The sequence below is a fragment of the Caballeronia sp. LZ016 genome, assembly GCF_031450805.1.
In the GTDB taxonomy this organism is placed as follows: Bacteria; Pseudomonadota; Gammaproteobacteria; order Burkholderiales; family Burkholderiaceae; genus Caballeronia.
The window spans coordinates 1,790,393-1,808,671 of sequence record NZ_JARTVY010000001.1 but is presented as its reverse complement, the minus strand read 5'-3'; the positions used below and the strand labels follow the sequence as shown (position 1 = coordinate 1,808,671).

At 65.1% G+C, this 18,279-nt stretch carries 17 protein-coding genes; 4 read left to right on the top strand and 13 right to left on the bottom strand.

Annotated features, from left to right (window positions below):
- Window positions 1–7: 7 nt before the first annotated feature.
- The 9 genes from P9220_RS08600 to alaS form a co-directional block, all read right to left on the bottom strand.
- Entirely contained in the window at window positions 8–706 is a 699-nt protein-coding gene (locus P9220_RS08600; RefSeq protein WP_309764464.1) for an ABC transporter ATP-binding protein, read from the bottom strand.
- Window positions 703–1,440 carry an ABC transporter ATP-binding protein gene (locus tag P9220_RS08595; RefSeq protein WP_309764463.1) on the bottom strand — a complete coding sequence of 246 codons (738 nt, stop codon included), beginning with the start codon at window positions 1,438–1,440 and terminating at the stop codon, window positions 703–705. Before P9220_RS08595 ends, P9220_RS08600 begins: the two co-directional genes overlap by 4 nt.
- A complete protein-coding gene (locus P9220_RS08590) occupies window positions 1,437–2,516 on the bottom strand; it encodes a branched-chain amino acid ABC transporter permease (protein ID WP_309764462.1) in 1,080 nt (359 codons plus the stop codon). The genes P9220_RS08595 and P9220_RS08590 overlap by 4 nt, the downstream gene beginning before the upstream one ends.
- On the bottom strand, window positions 2,509–3,390 hold the full coding sequence (locus P9220_RS08585) for a branched-chain amino acid ABC transporter permease (RefSeq protein ID WP_309765429.1): 882 nt from the start codon (window positions 3,388–3,390) through the stop codon (window positions 2,509–2,511). The genes P9220_RS08590 and P9220_RS08585 overlap by 8 nt, the downstream gene beginning before the upstream one ends.
- 70 nt (window positions 3,391–3,460) lie before the next feature.
- Complete coding sequence (locus P9220_RS08580; RefSeq protein ID WP_309764461.1) at window positions 3,461–3,898, bottom strand: thioesterase family protein; 438 nt, start codon at window positions 3,896–3,898, stop codon at window positions 3,461–3,463.
- Between the two features lie 3 nt (window positions 3,899–3,901).
- Entirely contained in the window at window positions 3,902–5,050 is a 1,149-nt protein-coding gene (locus P9220_RS08575) for an iron-containing alcohol dehydrogenase (RefSeq protein ID WP_309764460.1), read from the bottom strand.
- A gap of 103 nt (window positions 5,051–5,153) precedes the next feature.
- A complete protein-coding gene (locus tag P9220_RS08570; RefSeq protein WP_309764459.1) occupies window positions 5,154–6,206 on the bottom strand; it encodes a low specificity L-threonine aldolase in 1,053 nt (350 codons plus the stop codon).
- Window positions 6,207–6,325: 119 nt separating this feature from the next.
- Window positions 6,326–6,562 (bottom strand): hypothetical protein, encoded by a 237-nt coding sequence (locus tag P9220_RS08565; RefSeq protein ID WP_309764458.1) that lies wholly within the window; start codon window positions 6,560–6,562, stop codon window positions 6,326–6,328.
- Between the two features lie 131 nt (window positions 6,563–6,693).
- Window positions 6,694–9,318, bottom strand: coding sequence for an alanine--tRNA ligase (gene alaS, locus P9220_RS08560; RefSeq protein ID WP_309764457.1), 2,625 nt, complete (start codon window positions 9,316–9,318; stop codon window positions 6,694–6,696).
- Between the two features lie 207 nt (window positions 9,319–9,525).
- On the opposite strand from alaS, the gene P9220_RS08555 reads away from it, so the two are divergent.
- Window positions 9,526–10,746 (top strand): CaiB/BaiF CoA-transferase family protein, encoded by a 1,221-nt coding sequence (locus tag P9220_RS08555; protein WP_309764456.1) that lies wholly within the window; start codon window positions 9,526–9,528, stop codon window positions 10,744–10,746.
- Window positions 10,747–10,803: 57 nt separating this feature from the next.
- Here the strand turns inward: P9220_RS08555 and P9220_RS08550 are convergent, their stop codons facing one another.
- Window positions 10,804–11,016 carry a hypothetical protein gene (locus tag P9220_RS08550; protein ID WP_035959522.1) on the bottom strand — a complete coding sequence of 71 codons (213 nt, stop codon included), beginning with the start codon at window positions 11,014–11,016 and terminating at the stop codon, window positions 10,804–10,806.
- A 308-nt stretch (window positions 11,017–11,324) separates the two neighbouring features.
- Here P9220_RS08550 and P9220_RS08545 point away from each other — a divergent pair, with 308 nt between their 5' ends.
- Both P9220_RS08545 and P9220_RS08540 read left to right on the top strand, forming a co-directional pair.
- The gene (locus P9220_RS08545) at window positions 11,325–13,034 is read left to right on the top strand and encodes a glutamine--tRNA ligase/YqeY domain fusion protein (RefSeq protein WP_309764455.1); all 1,710 of its coding nucleotides are present in this window, start codon (window positions 11,325–11,327) and stop codon (window positions 13,032–13,034) included.
- Between the two features lie 106 nt (window positions 13,035–13,140).
- Complete coding sequence (locus tag P9220_RS08540) at window positions 13,141–14,106, top strand: transporter substrate-binding domain-containing protein (protein ID WP_309764454.1); 966 nt, start codon at window positions 13,141–13,143, stop codon at window positions 14,104–14,106.
- Window positions 14,107–14,127: 21 nt separating this feature from the next.
- Here the strand turns inward: P9220_RS08540 and P9220_RS08535 are convergent, their stop codons facing one another.
- The 3 genes from P9220_RS08535 to P9220_RS08525 all read right to left on the bottom strand — a co-directional run bounded on the left by P9220_RS08535 (window position 14,128) and on the right by P9220_RS08525 (window position 16,422).
- Window positions 14,128–14,589 carry an NUDIX hydrolase gene (locus P9220_RS08535; protein ID WP_309764453.1) on the bottom strand — a complete coding sequence of 154 codons (462 nt, stop codon included), beginning with the start codon at window positions 14,587–14,589 and terminating at the stop codon, window positions 14,128–14,130.
- 22 nt (window positions 14,590–14,611) lie between these two features.
- Entirely contained in the window at window positions 14,612–15,010 is a 399-nt protein-coding gene (locus P9220_RS08530; protein WP_309764452.1) for an RT0821/Lpp0805 family surface protein, read from the bottom strand.
- Window positions 15,011–15,105: 95 nt separating this feature from the next.
- Window positions 15,106–16,422, bottom strand: a complete 1,317-nt coding sequence (locus P9220_RS08525) for a cytochrome c peroxidase (protein WP_309764450.1) — start codon at window positions 16,420–16,422, stop codon at window positions 15,106–15,108.
- Between the two features lie 237 nt (window positions 16,423–16,659).
- Between P9220_RS08525 and P9220_RS08520 the strand changes: the two genes are divergently transcribed.
- Window positions 16,660–18,222 (top strand): acid phosphatase, encoded by a 1,563-nt coding sequence (locus P9220_RS08520; protein WP_309764449.1) that lies wholly within the window; start codon window positions 16,660–16,662, stop codon window positions 18,220–18,222.
- Window positions 18,223–18,279: the final 57 nt, after the last annotated feature.

Here is an 18,279-nt window from a genome sequence, read left to right as displayed (position 1 = left end):
GTGATTTTCAACCCACCGCCAGCCACTCACGCACCACCTCCTCCCGCCGCCCCAGTTCCGCGAGCGGCCCGTCGAACTGCACGGCGCCATGCCCCATCACCGCGACGCGGGCATCGAGCATGCGCGCGATCGTCAGGCGCTCTTCGATCAGGAGCATCGCGACACCGCGCGAACGCAGCATCGCAAGCGCCGCCCCGAGTTGCTCGATCACACGCGGCGCAAGCCCTTCGGCGGGCTCGTCGATGACGATCAGCGACGGATCGCCCATCAGCGTGCGGGCCATGGCCAGCATCTGCTGCTCGCCGCCCGAAAGCGCGCCCGCCCTCACCGTCGCGCGTTCATGCAGGGAGGGAAAGAGCCGGTACGCATCGTCGAACGTGAAACGCGCGCCTCTCCTCTCCCCGAGCATGAGGTTCTCGCGCACGGTCAGCGTCGGAAACACATCGCGCGTCTCCGGCACATAACCGATACCCAGGCGCGCGATGCGAAACGCGCGCAAACCGACAAGCTGGACGCCGCGATAGCGCATGTCGCCCTCGCATCGCACGAGGCCCATGATCGCCTTCGCAAGCGTCGAGCGCCCCGAGCCGTTGCGTCCGACGAGCGCGACCGCTTCGCCGTCGCCTATCGCAAGCTGTACGCCATGCAGCACTTGCGCCGCGCCGTACCATGCGCGCAGGCCGTCGATGCGCAGCAGTTCACTCATGGCGTCGCTCCGAGATACGCTTGCCTCACATCGCGATTCGCGCGGATCGCGGCGGGCGTATCGGATGCGATCACGCGTCCGCGCACCAGCACCGAGATGCGGTCCGCGAGTGCGAACACCGCGTCCATATCGTGTTCGACGACGAGCAGCGTGCGGCCTTCCGTCGTCGCGCGAATCAACGCGAGCGCGCGCGCGGCCTCGGCGCGGTTCATGCCGGCGGTCGGCTCGTCGAGCAGAATCAGCGGCGCATCGGTGGCGAGCGCGAGCCCCAGGTCCAGCGCGCGTTGCTCCGCATACGTGAGGCGCGCGGCGGGATGATCGGCGCGGGACGACAAGCCGATCGCATCGAGCATCGCGCGGGCGCGATCATCGATCGAACGCGAATGAAGCCAGCGATCCAGCAGACGCGACGATCCCGCGCCCAGCGCCGCGCAACGCAGATTGTCGAGCACCGACAGACCGCCGAACACGCTCGTCGTCTGGAAGCTGCGCGAGAGCATTCGGCTCACGCGATGCGGCGCGCGCCCCGTGATGTCGACGCCGCGCGCAACGATGCGTCCTTCGTCCGGCCGCGCACGTCCGGAGATCAGATCGAAGAGCGTCGACTTGCCCGCGCCGTTCGGGCCGATGATCGCGTGGCGCTCGCCCTGCGCGACGTGCAGATCGACGCCGCGCAATACAGCGGTTGCGCCGAAGCGCTTCACGACGCCGTGCATGTGCAGCGCCGCGGTCATCGTGCGGTTCTCCGTCGCGCGAGCCACACGGCCAGCATCGCGAGCGGCAGCGCGGCGAGCCACATCATGCGCGGCATGTGCTCGCGCCCGTACAGCGTCTCGATCACGAGAACGGCCGCCACGCCCCACGGAAGCGCACTCAGCAGCCGAAGCGCGACCGTGCGTGCATCGCCTGCGAAGCAGCCGGCGACGCCATCCGGCGACGCCACGACCACCCACATGAAAAAGAGGCCCAGGTACATCGGCCAGGCGGCGGACACGCTCGCCACCGCGACGCTGAAGAAGGTCAGCAGCACCGCCCCGATCATCGGCCCGAGAAACGATCCCGTCCCGCCGATCACCGTCGCGACGAGCACGCCCGTCGAGCGAGCCAGCCCCACGCTTTCCGCCGATACCAGCTCGACACTGATCAGCGACAGCACGCCCGCGATGCCCGCGAAGAACGCCGACAGCACCAGCACGTGGAAGCGCACGCCGCGCGGCGCGAAGCCGATCGCCGCCGCGCGGGCCGGGTTGTCGCGCACGGCGTTGGCGAGACGGCACATCGGTGTGCGCGAGAACGCGAACATCGCCATCGACGACACCACGCACCAGCACGCGATCAGCGCATACGCCTGCGACAGCGGCCCGAACGTCCACCCGAGCAGCGATGTTCCGCTCGCGCGATCGATCGTCACGCCCGCCTCGCCGCCGAACCAGCCCGGCACGAGCCACACGCTCGCCGCGACGAGCTCGCCGATGCCGAGCGTGATCATCGCGAATGGCGTGCCGGCGCGTTGCGTCGAGATTGCGCCGATGGGCAATGCGACGAGCGCCGCCGCGCATCCCCCGACGAACGGCAACAACGGCAGCGGCACGCCGAACGCATTGAACGCGTGCGCGGCGGCGAACGCGCCGAGGCCCGCATAGACCGCATGGGCGAACGACAGCAGGCCCGTTTCGCCGAGCAGGATGTTGTATGAAAGCGCGAAGACGATGAGCGTCGCCGTCTGCGCGAGATACGCGAGCAGCCACGACTGATCGATGAGCAACGGCGGCAGCGCGAGCGCCGCAACGAGCGCAACGAACCTAAGCATCGCGCGTGCGCTCGCCGAGAAAGCCGTGCGGCCGCGCGGCCAGCATCGCGACGAGCAGCGCGTAGGGCAATACGGGCGCGAGCTGGGCGACGGTCAACGCGGCCCACGCGTCGGGCAAGCTCAGGCCGAGCGATGCCGCGATACTGCCCGCCGACGCCGTCGATCCAACCGCGAACGTCTGCACGCAGCCGATCACGAGCGATGCCGCGAGCGCCCCCGCCAGCGATCCGATCCCGCCGATCACGACGACGACGAACACGATCGGCCCCATAGCATCGGCCATTGCGGGTTCAACCACGGCGAGCGGCGCGCCGATCACGCCCGCGAGCGCGGCCAGCGCGCAGCCGCCGGCGAAGACCGTCGTGAAAATTCGCGGCACGTCGTGCCCCAGCGTTTCGACGGTCGCCGGATGGGTCAATGCGGCACGCACGATCAGCCCCGTCCTGGAAGTCCGCAGCGCGACGGCGAGCGCGACGAGCATCGCAACCGACAGCGTCATCATGAACACGCGATAGCGCGGGAACGCCGCGCCATAGAGCGTGAAGAGCGGGCCGTCGAGCAGATGCGGAACGGTCGCGGGCAACGGGCCGAGTCCCCAGATCAGCTTCACGCCCTCGCCGATGACCATCGCCGCGCCGAACGTCAGCAGCAGCTCGGCGAGCGCGCCGCGCGGATGCACGCGCCTCAGAAGCCATCGTTCGAAGACCGCGCCGAGCAGGCCGACGATGAGCGGCGCGAGCACGAGCGCGCCCCAGAATCCCGCATGGACCGCAAGCGCCTGCGCGACATACGCGCCCAGCATGTAGAAGCTCGCGTGCGCGAAGTTGAGCACGCCGAGCATCGAGAAGATCAGCGTGAGGCCCGCCGACAACATGAAAAGCAGCAGCCCGACGCTCACGCCGTTCAGCAGGCTGACGATGAACCACTGAAGCAAGACGAAGCCCTCAAGCGTTGACGAGCGGCTTCAACGCATCGACGAGCGGCGCGGGCAACGGCACCGGACGGCGCGTCTCGCGATCGACGTACACATGCACGAAATGCCCTTGCGCGGCCGCTTGATCGGAGTCTTCCGCGAAAATCGCGACTTCGTAGCGCACGCTCGTGTTGCCGAGCTTTTCCACCCGCAAGCCCGCGTCGATACGCTGCGGAAACACGACCGATGCGAAGAAGTTGCAGCGCGTCTCGACCACCAGGCCGATCGTCTCGCCCTCGGTGAAATCGAGCACGCCCGCGCGCAGCAGATACTCGTTTACGACCGTATCGAAGTAGCTGTAATAGACGACGTTGTTCACATGCCCGTAGACGTCGTTATCGGACCAGCGCGTGCTGATCGACAGAAAATGCGGATAGTCCGCCCGCGTGGTCCGAACCGGCTTGGTCATCGTTCAGAGCGACTCCGTCAGCATGCGCCGATAGTCCTCGGCGCTCGCCTCGCGCGGATTCGTCTTGTGACAGTGATCCGCGAGCGCGCCCTTCACGACCTTGTCGAACATGGTCGCATCGACGCCCATTTGCGACAGACGCGTCGGCAGGCCGAGGCGCTCGGTCATGTCGTGCACGGCTTGCGCGACATCGGCGTCATCGGCGAGATTCATCACGCGGCGCATGCGTGCGAAGCGCCGCTCGGCCACCACCGTCGGCGCGCTTTCGTTGAAGCGCAGCACGGCGGGCAGCACGACCGCGTTGAGCGTGCCGTGATGCAGCGAGGTGCGCCCGTTCACCGCGAGACCGCCCAGCGGATGCGACAGCGAATGCACGCAGCCGAGGCCCTTTTGAAACGCCATCGCGCCCTGCATGGATGCCGACATCATGGCGAGACGCGCGTCGCGGTCCTGACCGTCTTGCGTCGCGCGCTCGATGTTCGCCCACGCACGCTCGAGGCCGTCGAGCGCGATGCCGTCGGCGGGCGGATTGAACGCGGGCGCGAGAAACGTTTCGATGCAATGGGCGATCGCGTCCATGCCGGTTGCGGCGGTCAGGCCGGGCGGCAGGCCAAGCGTCAGCGCGGGATCGCAGATGGCCGACTTGGGCAGCAGATGCCACGAGTGAAAGCCGAGCTTGCGCCCGTCGTTCAGGATGATGATCGCGCCGCGCGCCACTTCGCTGCCCGTACCCGATGTGGTCGGCACCGCGATCAGCGGCGCGGCGCGCTCGGTGATCTTGCCGCTGCCGCCTTCGATCGTCGCGTAGGCCGTGAGCGGCTCGTCGTGCGTCGCGGCGATGGCCACGCCCTTCGCCAGATCGATCGACGATCCGCCGCCGACCGCGATCAGCCCGTCGCAGCCTTCGCGTTTGTATTGCTCAGCGGCCTGCAGGACCATCGCTTCGGTCGGATTCGAGGGGGTATCGTCGAACACGGGCAGCGCGCCGAGCTTCGCGCTTTCGACGACGCGCGCCGCCAGCCCCGCCGCCGCCACGCCCTTGTCCGTGATGACGAGCGGCCGCTTGATGCCGATGCGCTCGCATTCGCCTTGCAGCATCGCGAGCGAGTCATAGCCGAGATGAATGTGCGTCAGGTAGAAGATAAAGGCCATGGCGGACGACGATTCCAAACGCAGGGTGGATGGTGCGGCCATGTTAGGAGCCGCGCGGCGCGCGTGTCAATCGGGGATCGGCGCGGGACGGGGCAACGCGCGCTCAACGCGCGGCGAGCGCGCGCACTTCGTCGGTGAAACGCTCGACGGTCTCTTGCGCCGTATCCCACGCGCACATCAGACGGCAACCGCCCGAGCCGATGAACTGATAGAAGCGCCAGCCCTTCGCGCGCAATCCCGCCGAAACGTGCGGCGGCAGTTCCGCGAACACCGCGTTCGACTGCGGCTTGAAGAGCACGTTGACGCCGGGGATACCGGCGAGGCGCTCGGCCATCAGTTGCGCCATCGCGTTGGAATGGCGCGCGTTGCGCAACCAGACGTCGTCATCGAGCAAGCCGAGCCACGGTGCGGAGATGAAGCGCATCTTCGACGCGAGTTGCCCCGCCTGCTTCAGGCGATACGCGAAATCGGCGGCGAGCGCCTTGTCGAAGAACACGACCGCCTCGCCGACCGGCAAGCCGTTTTTCGTGCCGCCGAAGCACAGCACGTCGACGCCCGCGCGCCAGGTGATCTCCGAGGGATGCACGTTCAGTGTCGCCACCGCATTCGCGAACCGCGCGCCATCCATGTGCACCTTCAGATGCCGGCGCTTCGCGATTGCCGCGATCGCGCGCACTTCCTCGACCGTATAGACCGTGCCGACCTCGGTTGCCTGCGTGAGCGCGACGACCTTCGGCTTCGGATAGTGAATATCGGCGCGCTTCGTGACGAGTTCTTCGATTGCGTCGGGCGTGAGCTTGCCGTTCTCGCCCTTCGCGGTCAGCAGTTTCGAGCCGCCGGAAAAGAACTCGGGGCCGCCGCATTCGTCCGTTTCGATATGCGCGAGCTCGTGACAAATGACCGAGTGATACGACTGACACAGCGACGCGAGCGCGAGCGAATTGGCCGCCGTGCCGTTGAAGACGAAGAAGACTTCGCAGTCGGTCTGGAACAGTTCGCGGATGCGGTCGCAGACGCGCGCGGTCCAGGAATCGTCGCCATATGCGGGTTCGTGACCGCTCGTGTTGGCCTCGACGAGCGCGGCGAGCGCTTCGGGACAGATGCCGGCGTAGTTGTCGGAAGCGAAGTGCTGCGTGAGATGCGTGGGCGCTGTCATGAGATCGCTGTGATGGCTGTTGACTCAGGCGCATGGGTGAGGCTCGCGCCGGGAATTGCCGGCCATTCTAGCGGTTGGCCGCGCGGTCACGCTGCATGGGACCGCGCTGCCTGTCGGTGTTACTTCGCTGCCGGAGCGCTTGCCGCCGCGGCTTGCTGCGCCTTCTTTTCCTTCTTGTTCGCTTCGTGATGGCCGATCGCGCAGCCGCCGACCGCGCCTGCCGTGCCGTGCTTGCCGGCCACGTGACCCGCGACGCCGCCTACCGCCGCGCCTTCGAGACAGCCCTTCGCTTGTGCCGCCCCGGTTGCGGTGATCATCGTGGCGGCGAGCAGCATCGATGCGATCTTGCGATTCATGGTTCATCTCCTTTCGTCGTTGGTGATGAAGCACGACTTGCACGCGATGTGCCTGACAAGCTGTAATGAAAACGGCCCGGTCGACGTAAGCCGACCGGGCCGCTTCATTGCGCTCGACGCTTGAGCGATGCTCAGAGCTGCTGCTGCACCCAGCCCGTCACGCCGGCGAGCGCCGCCGGCAGCTTCGACGGTTCCGTGCCGCCTGCTTGCGCCATGTCGGGACGTCCGCCGCCCTTGCCGCCCACTTGCTGCGCGACGAAGTTGACGAGTTCGCCCGCCTTCACCTTCTTCGATGCATCCGGCGTGACGCCCGCGATCAGGCTGACCTTGCCGCCGTCGACCGAAGCGAGCACGATAGCCGCGCTCTTCAGCTTGTCCTTCAGCTTGTCGACGGTTTCGCGCAGCGTCTTCACGTCGGCGCCCTCGAGTTGCGCGGCGAGAACCTGCACGCCGGCAATGTCGACGGCTTGAGAGACGAGTTCTTCGCCCTGGCTCGACGCCAGCTTCGACTTGAGCGCGGACAGTTCCTTCTCCAGCGACTTCACGTGCTCCTGAACCTGCGCGATGCGCTGCGTCAGTTCGGCCGGCTGCGCCTTCAGCACGTTCGCGGCGGCGTTGATGCGCGCGTCGAGTTCCTGCACGTAGCGCACGGCGTTGTCGCCGGTGATGGCTTCGACGCGGCGAATGCCCGCCGCCACGCCGCCTTCCATCACGATCTTGAAAAAGCCGATGTCGCCGGTGCGCTGCACATGCGTGCCGCCGCACAGTTCGCGCGAGAAGCCGAGGTCGAGCACGCGCACGGTGTCGCCGTACTTCTCGCCGAAGAGCGCCATTGCGCCGCCCTTCACCGCTTCGTCGTAGGGCATCACGCGAACCACGCCCGGCGCATTCGCGATGATTTCCGCATTGACGATTTCCTCGACGCGGCGAATTTCGTCGTCCGTCATCGGCGCGTTGTGCGCGAAGTCGAAGCGGGTCTTGTCGGCATCGACGAGCGAGCCTTTTTGCTGCACGTGGCCGCCGAGCACTTCGCGCAGCGCCTTGTGCATCAGGTGCGTGGCCGAGTGATTGCGCGCGGTGCGGGCGCGGCGGATGGCGTCGATCTGCGCCTTCACGACGTCGCCGACCTTGAGCGTGCCTTGAGCGACCGTGCCGTGATGACCGACGACATCGGCTTGCACCTTCAGCGTGTCGGCCACTTCGAAGCGCGTCGCGGCATTGACGAGCACGCCCTGATCGCCCGCCTGACCGCCGGATTCCGCGTAAAACGGCGTGTGATCCAGCACGACGACCGCTTGTTGTCCCGCTTCCGCCTGCTGAACCGATGCGCCTTCGACATAAATCGCGACGATCTTCGCGTCGTCGAAAATGTCCTTCTCGTAACCGTGGAACGTGGTCTTCGCGCCGGAGTATTCCAGCCCCGCCGCGAGCTTGAACTTGCCGGCCGCGCGAGCCTGGTCGCGCTGGCGGGCCATCGCGTCGTCGAATGCGGGTTCGTCGACGGTCACGCCGCGCTCGCGGCACACGTCCGCTGTCAGGTCGAGCGGAAAGCCGTACGTGTCGTGCAGCTTGAACGCGAGTTCGCCGTCCAGCTGCTTCACGCCCTGCTTTTCGAGCTCCGCGAGTTCGCCTTCGAGGATCGACATGCCGTGCTCGATCGTCTCGAAGAAGCGTTCTTCTTCCTGACGGAGCACATCGGTGACGCGCTGCTGGGCGTCCGTCAGTTCGGGATACGCCGCGCCCATTTCAGCGACGAGGTCCGCCACGAGCTTGTGGAAGAACGCGCCCTTCTTGCCGAGCTTGTAGCCGTGGCGGATCGCGCGGCGCACGATACGGCGCAGCACATAGCCGCGGCCTTCGTTGCCGGGGATCACGCCGTCGACGATCAGGAACGAGCACGCGCGGATATGGTCGGCGATGACCTTGAGCGAGTTGTTTTCGAGGTCGGGGGTATTCGTTTCGCGCGCGGCGGCCTTGATGAGCGTCTGAAACAGATCGATCTCGTAGTTGCTGTGCACGTGCTGCAGCACTGCCGCGAGGCGTTCGAGGCCCATGCCGGTATCGACGCACTGCTTGGGCAGCGGCGTCATGTGGCCCTGGGCGTCGCGGTTGAACTGCATGAACACGAGATTCCAGATCTCGATGAAGCGGTCGCCGTCCTCTTCGGGAGACCCCGGCGGGCCGCCCCAGATTTCCGGGCCGTGGTCGTAAAACACTTCGGAGCACGGACCGCACGGGCCGGTGTCGGCCATCTGCCAAAAGTTGTCGGAGGCGTAGCGCGCGCCCTTGTTGTCGCCGATACGGATGATGCGCTCGACCGGCACGCCGATTTCCTTCGCCCAGATGTCGAAGGCCTCGTCGTCTTCCTGATAGACGGTGACGGTGAGCTTTTCGGCCGGCAGCATGTAGACCTTCGTCAACAGCTCCCAGCAATAATGGATGGCGTCGCGCTTGAAGTAGTCGCCGAACGAGAAGTTGCCGAGCATCTCGAAGAACGTGTGATGACGCGCGGTGTAGCCGACGTTCTCGAGGTCGTTGTGCTTGCCGCCCGCACGCACGCTGCGCTGCGCGGTGGTCGCGCGCGAATAGGGCCGCGACTCCGCGCCGAGGAACACGTCCTTGAACTGGACCATGCCCGAGTTGGTGAAAAGCAGCGTCGGGTCGTTGCCCGGCACGAGGCTCGACGAGCGGACGATCGTGTGACCCTTCGATTCGAAAAACTTCAGGAATTTCTCGCGTATTTCGGCGGCTTTCATGGCGTACGGGGCTTTTTGCGTTCTGCTGGTTTTCTGACGAAGCCTTTCCGGAGGCCGTATCGGGGCCTTTCGGCAAGACTAAAAGTAAGTTTTTGATTATACGGGATCGGCCCGTCGCCACCGCGCCCGGCGACGCTGCTGCGTTAAGCTTGCACCTGGCCCGTTCGAGGAACGTCGAGCCTTCAAAAAAAACCGGAGACAAAGCCTGTGGGAGCCCTAAGCCACATCCGCGTACTGGACCTGACCCGCGTGCTGGCGGGTCCGTGGTGCGCCCAGACGCTGAGCGACCTCGGCGCGGACGTCATCAAGATCGAGCGGCCGCAAACCGGCGACGACACTCGCCACTGGGGTCCGCCGTACCTGAAGACCCCCGATGGCGACGACACCCGCGAAGCCGCGTATTACCTCGCGGCGAACCGCAACAAGCGTTCGGTGACGGTCGACATCGCCACGCCGCAGGGACAGCAGATCGTCCGCGAACTGGCTGCGCACAGCGATGTCGTGCTCGAGAACTACAAGGTCGGTCAACTGAAGAAGTACGGGCTCGACTACGAGTCGCTCAAGCGCGTGAAGCCGGACATCGTCTATTGCTCGGTGACGGGCTTCGGGCAGACCGGGCCGTATGCGCAGCGGGCGGGCTATGACTTCATCATCCAGGGCATCGGCGGATTCATGAGCATCACCGGCGAGCGCGACGGCCAGCCAGGCGGCGGGCCGCAGAAAGCCGGCGTCGCGATTGCGGACCTGATGACCGGCATGTATGCGACGGTCGGCGTGCTCGCGGCGCTCGCGCATCGCGACCGGACGGGCGAAGGGCAATACATCGATATGGCGCTGCTCGATGTGCAGGTCGCGATGCTCGCCAACATGAACACGAACTTTCTGGCGAGCGGCAAGCCGCCGGTGCGCTGGGGCAACGCGCATCCGAACATCGTGCCGTATCAGACGTTTCAGGCGAGCGATGGATGGATCATCGTCGCCGTGGGCAACGATGGCCAGTTCCGCAAGTTCGTGGAAGCCGGCGGACGGGCGGAACTCGCCGACGATGCGCGCTTCGCCGCGAATCCGTCGCGCGTGCGCAATCGCGATGCGCTCGTGCCGATCCTTGCGGACATGGTCCGCACGCGCGGCAAGCACGAATGGCTCGCGGCGCTGGAAGCGGCGGGCGTGCCTTGCGGGCCGATCAACGATCTCGGCGAAGTGTTCGACGATCCTCAGGTGATCGCGCGTGAGATGCAGATCGATTTGCCGCATCCGGAAGCGGGCGCGGTGAAGCTCGTCGCGAATCCGATCAAGATGAGCGCGACGCCGCCCGAAGCGCGCACGCATCCGCCGATGCTCGGAGAACACACGGTCAGCGTGCTTTCCGGTGTGCTGGGGTATGACGAGGCGCGGATCGCGCAGTTGCGGGAGGGGAAGGTGATTTGAGGCTTTGGAAGATGCGCTGGCGTTGCTGGATGCCGGAGCGCATCGATATCGCGCGACTTACCGCGTCCCCGCCCCGATCAGCCCGCCCGCCGCCGCTCCGGCGATAGTCCCCACGGGCCCGCCCGTCAGCACATAGCCGAGCGCGCCGCCCGCGCCCGCGCCGATAGCCGCGTGAGCCTGCTGGCGCGACAATCCCGAGCACGCTGCGAGGCTCGAAACGAGGGCGGCCGCAGCCGCGAGCTTCATGGTCGTAATGGCGATCTTCTTCATGGTCGAATCCTTCTGTTGTCGTTGTGATGTCTTGTGTCCTGCGCCCGGCGCTTCATAAGCCGCCGGAATCGCACGTGGCGAGGCGATCATAAAATTTCCCGAACGCCGCCCACAAGCCGATTTACGTCCCGTTACCGTCGTTACGATCGACACCTGCACCCCTCGCGCAGCCGACGCCGCAAGCAAGCCCGGCACGGTTGCGTAAGGTAGAATCGTCCCGATATTCAACGCATTCGAACGCGTTCCGGCCGCGAGGAACGTTTCCCGAACCGATCCCCACGCAGCAACACGTTGGCACTCTTTTTCGCATGAACACCGATCGCAACGACGCCCCGGCGCCATCCAATTTCATCCGCAACATCATCGAAGACGACAACCGCTCCGGCAAATGGGCGCAGCGCGTCGAAACGCGCTTTCCGCCCGAGCCGAACGGCTATCTGCACATCGGCCATGCGAAGAGCATCTGCGTGAACTTCGGGCTGGCCGCGGACTACGGCGGCGTCTGCCATCTGCGTTTCGACGACACGAATCCCGAAAAGGAAAGCGTCGAATACGTCGATTCCATCATCGATGCCGTCAAGTGGCTCGGCTTCGACTGGAACAAGGACGGCCGCGAGCACAAGTACTTCGCGAGCGACTACTACGACAAGCTGTACGAATTCGCCGAGAAGCTCATCGAGAAAGGCCAGGCCTACGTCGACAGCCAGAGCGCCGAAGAAATGCGCGCGACGCGCGGCTCCGCCACCGAAGCGGGCATCAACTCGCCGTATCGCAACCGCACGCCCGAAGAGAATCTCGATCTCTTCCGCCGCATGAAGGCCGGCGAGTTCAAGGAAGGCGAACACGTGCTGCGCGCGAAGATCGACATGGCGTCGCCCAACTTCAACATGCGCGATCCGGTGATCTACCGCATCCGCTTCGCGCATCACTACCGCACGGGCGACAAGTGGTGCATTTACCCGATGTACGACTACGCGCACTGCGTATCGGATGCGCTCGAAAACATCACGCATTCGCTCTGTACGCTCGAATTCGAAGATCATCGCCCGCTCTACGACTGGTTCCTCGTGCAACTCGCGAATGACGGCGTGTTCGTGCGTCCGTTGCCGCAGCAAATCGAATTCTCGCGGCTCAACCTGACCTATGCGATCACCAGCAAGCGCAAGCTGCTGCAGCTCGTGCAGGAGAACCACGTCGAAGGCTGGGACGATCCGCGCATGCCGACCATCGTCGGCGTGCGGCGGCGCGGCTTCACGCCCGAAAGCATCCGGCTGATGGTGGAGCGTGTCGGCGTGACGAAGGTCGATTCGTGGATCGACATGAGCATCCTCGAAGGCGCGCTGCGCGACGATCTCGACGAGAAAGCGCCGCGCGCCATCGCCGTGCTCGACCCGCTCAAGCTCATCATCGATAACTATCCGGAAGGCCAGACCGACGAGTGCAGCGCGCCGGTGCATCCGCATCACGCGGATCGCGGCACGCGCACGTTCCCGTTCTCCCGCGAGCTGTGGATCGAGCGTGAAGACTTCCAGGAAACGCCGCCGAAGGGCTACTTCCGCCTCTTTCCCGGCAACAAGGTGCGCCTGAAATACGGCTTCGTCGTCGAATGCACCGGCGCGGACAAGGACGAAAACGGCAACGTGATCGCCGTCCATTGCAACTACTTTCCGGACAGCAAATCGGGCACCGAAGGCGCCAACGCGTACAAGGTCAAGGGCACGATCCACTGGGTCAGCGCGGCCACGGCCTATGCCGCCGAAGTGCGCATCTATGACCGCCTGTTCAAGGAGCCGCAGCCCGGCGCGGGCGGCGCGGAGTTTCTGGATGCGCTCAACCCCGAATCGAAGCGCGTCGTGAACGCGTATCTCGAACCGAGCGCCCGCGAGGCGCTGCCCGAGGACCGCTTCCAGTTCGAGCGGCACGGCTATTTCGTCGCGGATCGCGTGGATTCGCAGCCGGGCAAGCCGGTGTTCAACCGCATCGTCAGCCTGCGCGACAGCTGGGGCAAGCCGGCCTGAGGACCTGACACCGGCCGCATCGCCGGAAGGACGCCGCACGGCCATGCGGCGTCCGCTCGCTGCAACGAAGTCGAGCAAGACCCCGCCGCTTCAAACGAGGAACATCATGAAGCTGCCGCATCACCCGTTGCTAACGCATCGCATTTCGTGGGCAATCGCAACCGCCCTCTCGTTCGCGACGCTTCCCGTTCATGCCGCCACCGCTGCGGAGATTTCATCGGCGCAGGCGCTCGTCGATCAGATGCCGCCATCGGCCACGCTGCGCAAGATTGCCGAGAACGGGGCGATCGTGCTGGGCGCGCGCGAATCGTCGATTCCGTTCTCCTACATGGTGAAGCAGCAGCCGACGGGCTACTCGTATGCGATCGCGCTCAAGGTGGTCGACGAGGTCAAGCAGCGGCTCAAGATGCCGAATCTCGCAGTGAAGCACGTGGTCGTCACGTCCGCGAACCGCATCTCCTACGTGGTGAACAATCAGGTCGATCTCGAATGCGGCTCGACCGCGCATCTCGCGGAACGCGATCCGCTCGTCGCGTTTTCGAACAGCTTCTTTCAGTACGGCATCCGCATGGCGGTGAAGCGCAAGTCGGGCATTCGCGATTACGCCGATCTCGCCGGCAAGACCGTCGCGACGACCGCGGGCACGTCCGATGAGCGCATCCTTCGGCAAATGACGATGGACCGGAAACTCAACCTGCGCATCATCAGCGCGCGCGATCACGCCGAAGGTTTCGCGGCGCTCAAGCACGATCGCGCCGTCGCGTTCGTGATGGACGATCCGCTGCTTTACGGGCAGATCGCCGAGCAGGGCCCGGCGCGCCACGAATACGCGGTGACGGGCGAATCGCTTGCGAACGAAGCGTATGGCTGCATGATGCGCAAGGGCGATCCCGTGTTCAAGCGCATCGTCGATGACGTGATCGCCCACATGCAGCGCTCCGGCGAAGCCACGAAGCTCTACGAAGCGTGGTTCATGCAGCCGATTCCGCCGGCCGGCATCAACCTGCAATTCCCGATGTCGGCGGAAATGAAGGCGCTCTTCGCCAACCCGAACGACCGCACGATCGACTGAACCGCCGCGCGCGAGACCGGTTCAGTCGAGCGCTTCGTTCAGCTCGGCAAGCGATAGCGTGGTCTGAAAGAGCCGCGCAAGGCTGCGGCTCGCGAAGCGGTCGACGTCGGCGGGGCTCACCCAGCGGTACGCGTCCATTTCCGGGATCATCGTGCCATCGCCATAACGCGGGAAATACGATTCGCACACGCAGTTCGCGAGATCGACTTCGTCGTCGTTCACGCGCACGGCGAACAGATGCAGGTCCTTGTCGCGCCGATAGACGAAGCGGCCCAGATCCTTAAGATGCGTGAGCCGTTCCGGTGACAGCACGATGCCCGTCTCCTCGACGAGTTCGCGCAACGCGGCGTCACGCGGGCTCTCGCCGGGATCGGCCTGGCCCTTGGGCACGTCCCAATGCGTGGTTTCGGTGGCGTGGCACAGCAGGACATCGCCGTGTGCGTTCAGCATGACCACGCCGCACGATACGGTGCGGCCGGTCATCGCGTCAGGGCTTCCGTCGTGGTCATTGCTTCTTCAGCTTCCACTTGCCGTCGGCCTGCTTGCAGGTCGTCGGCGTCCAGGTCTGCGTCTGCCCTTTCGCGTGCGCGACGAGCGTGATCTTGCGGCATTGCAGGCCGTCCGCTTCGAAGGTCTCGTGCGGCGTCACCGTGCCGTTGATCGGCACCGGATTGCCCGCGCCCTCGTTGTTCCAGTCGAGCGATTCGCCGTCCTTCTTGGTGTCGAGCGCAACCTGCGCGGCCTTGTTGAGGGCCTGCAGATCGCGCTGCTTCATGTAGGTGATCGGCGTGTTGTTCAGAAAGCCCAGGTTGGCGGCGAATGCACCTGCGCTCGATACAGCAAGCGCGGCAGCCGCGATCGTCCGGATGCAGGCTTGAGCAAGCGCTCGATGATGAATCGGCATGAAAGAATCTCCTCGTTGCGGAATCGTCCGGCGGGCGGGCCGCACGAACGCAACGAGGATAGCATGAGGCGCTTTCGCGTCACGCCCCGGGCGTCTCAGTCGGCAGCGGCCTTCATGTCCTGCACCGCCGTGCCCTTTTGCGAGTCCTTGTCTTTCGCGGGATCGTAGCCGTCGGTGAGCGTGCCGAGGAACGCGACGACATCCCTGATCTCGGCATCGTCGAGTGCGGGTTTGTCGCCACGCTTGCGATCGAACGGCGGCTCCGTGTTGATGTTGTCCCAATAGCGGCGCGGCAGGTCGTCGAACTTCCGCACGACGCCCTTCTTCGATACGGGATAGAACCTCTCGGGATTCGTATCGCGCTGCGCGTAGAAGCGCACGACGTCGTCGAGCGAATGATAGATGCCGTTATGGAAGAACGTCTTGCGTGTCGCGACGTTGCGCAGCGACGGCGTGCGGAAGAGGCCGCAGAACTCGTCGCGTCCCTTCAGGTCCGTGCGCTCGGGACCGCAGGCGCCGAGATCGTGGAACCGCTGATCCTGGTTGACCGGCAACGCGCGATTGCGCGGCACGCCGATCGCGATCAGCCCGAAGTCGCTGAACTGCGGCGGTGAGCCGTCCTTCGCGCGCTGGCTGATATGGCACGCCGCGCAGTTGCCCTTCTTCTCGTCGTTGAAAAGCTGCAGCCCGTGCAACTCGGCATCGTTGAGCTTCGCGCGGCCGGCGAGGAACGCATCGTATTTGCTCGTGTAGGGGAAGAAGTTTTGCGGCGTCTGTTCGAATGCTTCGAGCGATGCGAGCACGGCCGCGAACGTCTTGTCGCTGCTATCGAGGACATTCGGGCCGAACGCCCGACGGAAATCGTCCGCATAAGCCGATGCCTTCACCGCCTGCGCCACCTTCGCGGGCGTGCTGCCCATCTCGAACGACGACAGCAACGGGATGCGCGCCTGATCCGACCCGTGATCGACGCGGCCATCCCACGTGAGGCCGCCGGTCGGGCCGGCATCGACGCTTTCGTCGCCTTCGTCGTCCGAGTCGTGGAAATGCTCGCTGAACTGCGGCACCGATTGCAGATACCTGAGCGACGGCACTGCCCGAAAGCCGGACCGATGCAGGTCGCTGCCGCCGAGTTGCACGGACAGCGCATTGGGCGGGCCGAACGCATGGCCCGGACTATGACACGACGCACACGCGAGCTTGCCCGACCCCGACAACGCGGGATCGGAGAACAGCTTCTCGCCGATCGACGACATCATCTTCACATGCGCGAAGACTTCGGCGCGCGATTGCGCTTGCGTCGGCGGGTTCGTTGCTGCATTGGCCTCTCGCGAATCGCACCCGCTCAATGCCGCGGACAAGGCAGCGAGCGTGATGGCGCACACAACGAACGAAGAACGCATCGAAGGCATGGACGTGATGACGGTAATCGAAGATGCCGCAGCGTATGTCGTTCATGTTTCCTTTATGTGACAAGCCACGCTTGCGTCATATCGGCGAACTGTCAAGCGAACATTACACCGCCGAAAGCGCCTTTACATACCGGCGTAAAAGAGCGGCGGCACACTGCGCACGCCGGCGGGCAAAATGCTTCGTCGATACGACGGACTCACGTCATGCGCCGGCTCCCCAACACAAGAGAGAGCCTAATGAACAAGAAACTCGTTTGCGCGGCGCCGATCGCCTCGGCGCTCGCATTCGGACTGTACGCATGCGGCGGCGACGATCATCGCAGCGACGACATCGGATCGGTGAAGAATGTCGTCGTGATTTATGCGGAGAACCGCAGCTTCGACAATCTCTATGGCGGCTTTCCCGGCGCGAATGGCTTGCAGAACGTGACGGCCGCGAGCGCGCAACAGTTGGATCGCGACGGCAGCGTGTTGCCGACCTTGCCGAAGATCTGGTCGGGCCTGACCGCGACGGGCGTGACGCCCGCGATCGGCGAAGCGATGACGGCCAATCTGCCGAACGCGCCCTTCGCGATCGACGATCCGAACGGCTTCAACACGCCGCTTTCCGTCACGACGCGCGACCTGTATCACCGCTTCTACGAGAACCAGATGCAGATCGATGGCGGCAAGAACGACAAGTTCGCCGCATGGGCCGATTCCGGCGGCCTCGTGATGGGCCACTACAGCACGCCGCCTGCGAAGCTGCCGCTGTGGAAGGTCGCGCAACAATACACGCTCGCCGACAACTTCTTCATGGGCGCGTTCGGCGGCTCGTTCCTGAATCACCAGTGGCTCGTCTGCGCCTGCACGCCGACGTATCCGAACGCCGACAAGAGCGTGGCGAAGGGCTCGATCTCGGTCGTCAATGCGGATGGCGTATCGCTGACGCTCGCATCGAATAGTCCGGCGTCGGCGCTCGGCGGCGCACCGAAGTACGTGAACTCGGGCAACCTCACGCCCGATTTCTACGCGGTCAACACGATGCAGCCGCCGTACCAGCCGAGCGGCAACGCGCCGGCATCGGGCGGCGATGCGACGCTCGCCGATCCGTCCGCCGCGACGACGCTGCCGCCGCAGACATCGACGCACATTGGCGACCTGCTCAACAAAGCGGGCGTGAGCTGGGCGTGGTATGGCGGCTCATGGGGCGCGGCGCTGGCGAACCGCTCGGTCATCGGCGGTGCGCCGAATACGGTGCCGAACTTTCAGACGCATCATCAGCCGTTCAACTACTTCGCCGATCTCGCGCCGGGTACGGCCAATCGCGCGCAGCACCTGCTCGATGGCGGCACGAACGGCGCCGAGTTCATCAAGGCGATCGACGCGGGCACGCTGCCGCAAGTGTCGTTCTACAAGCCGCAAGGCAACCTGAACGAGCACGCCGGTTATACGGATGTGGCATCGGGCGATCGGCACATCGCGGATCTCATCACGCACCTGCAAAACAGTCCGCAGTGGAAGAACATGGTCGTGATCGTGACGTACGATGAAAACGGCGGCTTCTGGGATCACGTCGCGCCGCCGAAGGGCGATCGCTGGGGCCCGGGTACACGCATTCCGGCGCTGATCGTGTCGCCGTATGCGAAGAAGGGATTCGTCGATCATACGCAGTACGATACGACGTCGATCCTGCGGTTCATCACGAAGCGCTATTCGCTGCCGACGCTGCCGGGCATCGCCGCCCGCGACGCGGCGCTGACCGCGAACGGCGGCAAGCCGATGGGCGATCTGACGAACGCGCTCGACTTCGCACAGTAAGTTGTCTTGCCGATGCAGCGGGCCGCTATCTCTGAGTGCGGCCCGCTTCGCTTTTGG

Coding starts and splice junctions, on each gene's coding strand:
- P9220_RS08600 (WP_309764464.1), bottom strand. CDS start 706: ATGAGTGAACTGCTGCGCATCGACGGCCTGCGCGCATGGTACGGCGCG.
- P9220_RS08595 (WP_309764463.1), bottom strand. CDS start 1,440: ATGACCGCGGCGCTGCACATGCACGGCGTCGTGAAGCGCTTCGGCGCA.
- P9220_RS08590 (WP_309764462.1), bottom strand. CDS start 2,516: ATGCTTAGGTTCGTTGCGCTCGTTGCGGCGCTCGCGCTGCCGCCGTTG.
- P9220_RS08585 (WP_309765429.1), bottom strand. CDS start 3,390: ATGTTGTCGGCGGGCCTCACGCTGATCTTCTCGATGCTCGGCGTGCTC.
- P9220_RS08580 (WP_309764461.1), bottom strand. CDS start 3,898: ATGACCAAGCCGGTTCGGACCACGCGGGCGGACTATCCGCATTTTCTG.
- P9220_RS08575 (WP_309764460.1), bottom strand. CDS start 5,050: ATGGCCTTTATCTTCTACCTGACGCACATTCATCTCGGCTATGACTCG.
- P9220_RS08570 (WP_309764459.1), bottom strand. CDS start 6,206: ATGACAGCGCCCACGCATCTCACGCAGCACTTCGCTTCCGACAACTAC.
- P9220_RS08565 (WP_309764458.1), bottom strand. CDS start 6,562: ATGAATCGCAAGATCGCATCGATGCTGCTCGCCGCCACGATGATCACC.
- alaS (WP_309764457.1), bottom strand. CDS start 9,318: ATGAAAGCCGCCGAAATACGCGAGAAATTCCTGAAGTTTTTCGAATCG.
- P9220_RS08550 (WP_035959522.1), bottom strand. CDS start 11,016: ATGAAGAAGATCGCCATTACGACCATGAAGCTCGCGGCTGCGGCCGCC.
- P9220_RS08545 (WP_309764455.1), top strand. CDS start 11,325: ATGAACACCGATCGCAACGACGCCCCGGCGCCATCCAATTTCATCCGC.
- P9220_RS08540 (WP_309764454.1), top strand. CDS start 13,141: ATGAAGCTGCCGCATCACCCGTTGCTAACGCATCGCATTTCGTGGGCA.
- P9220_RS08535 (WP_309764453.1), bottom strand. CDS start 14,589: ATGACCGGCCGCACCGTATCGTGCGGCGTGGTCATGCTGAACGCACAC.
- P9220_RS08530 (WP_309764452.1), bottom strand. CDS start 15,010: ATGCCGATTCATCATCGAGCGCTTGCTCAAGCCTGCATCCGGACGATC.
- P9220_RS08525 (WP_309764450.1), bottom strand. CDS start 16,422: ATGCCTTCGATGCGTTCTTCGTTCGTTGTGTGCGCCATCACGCTCGCT.
- P9220_RS08520 (WP_309764449.1), top strand. CDS start 16,660: ATGAACAAGAAACTCGTTTGCGCGGCGCCGATCGCCTCGGCGCTCGCA.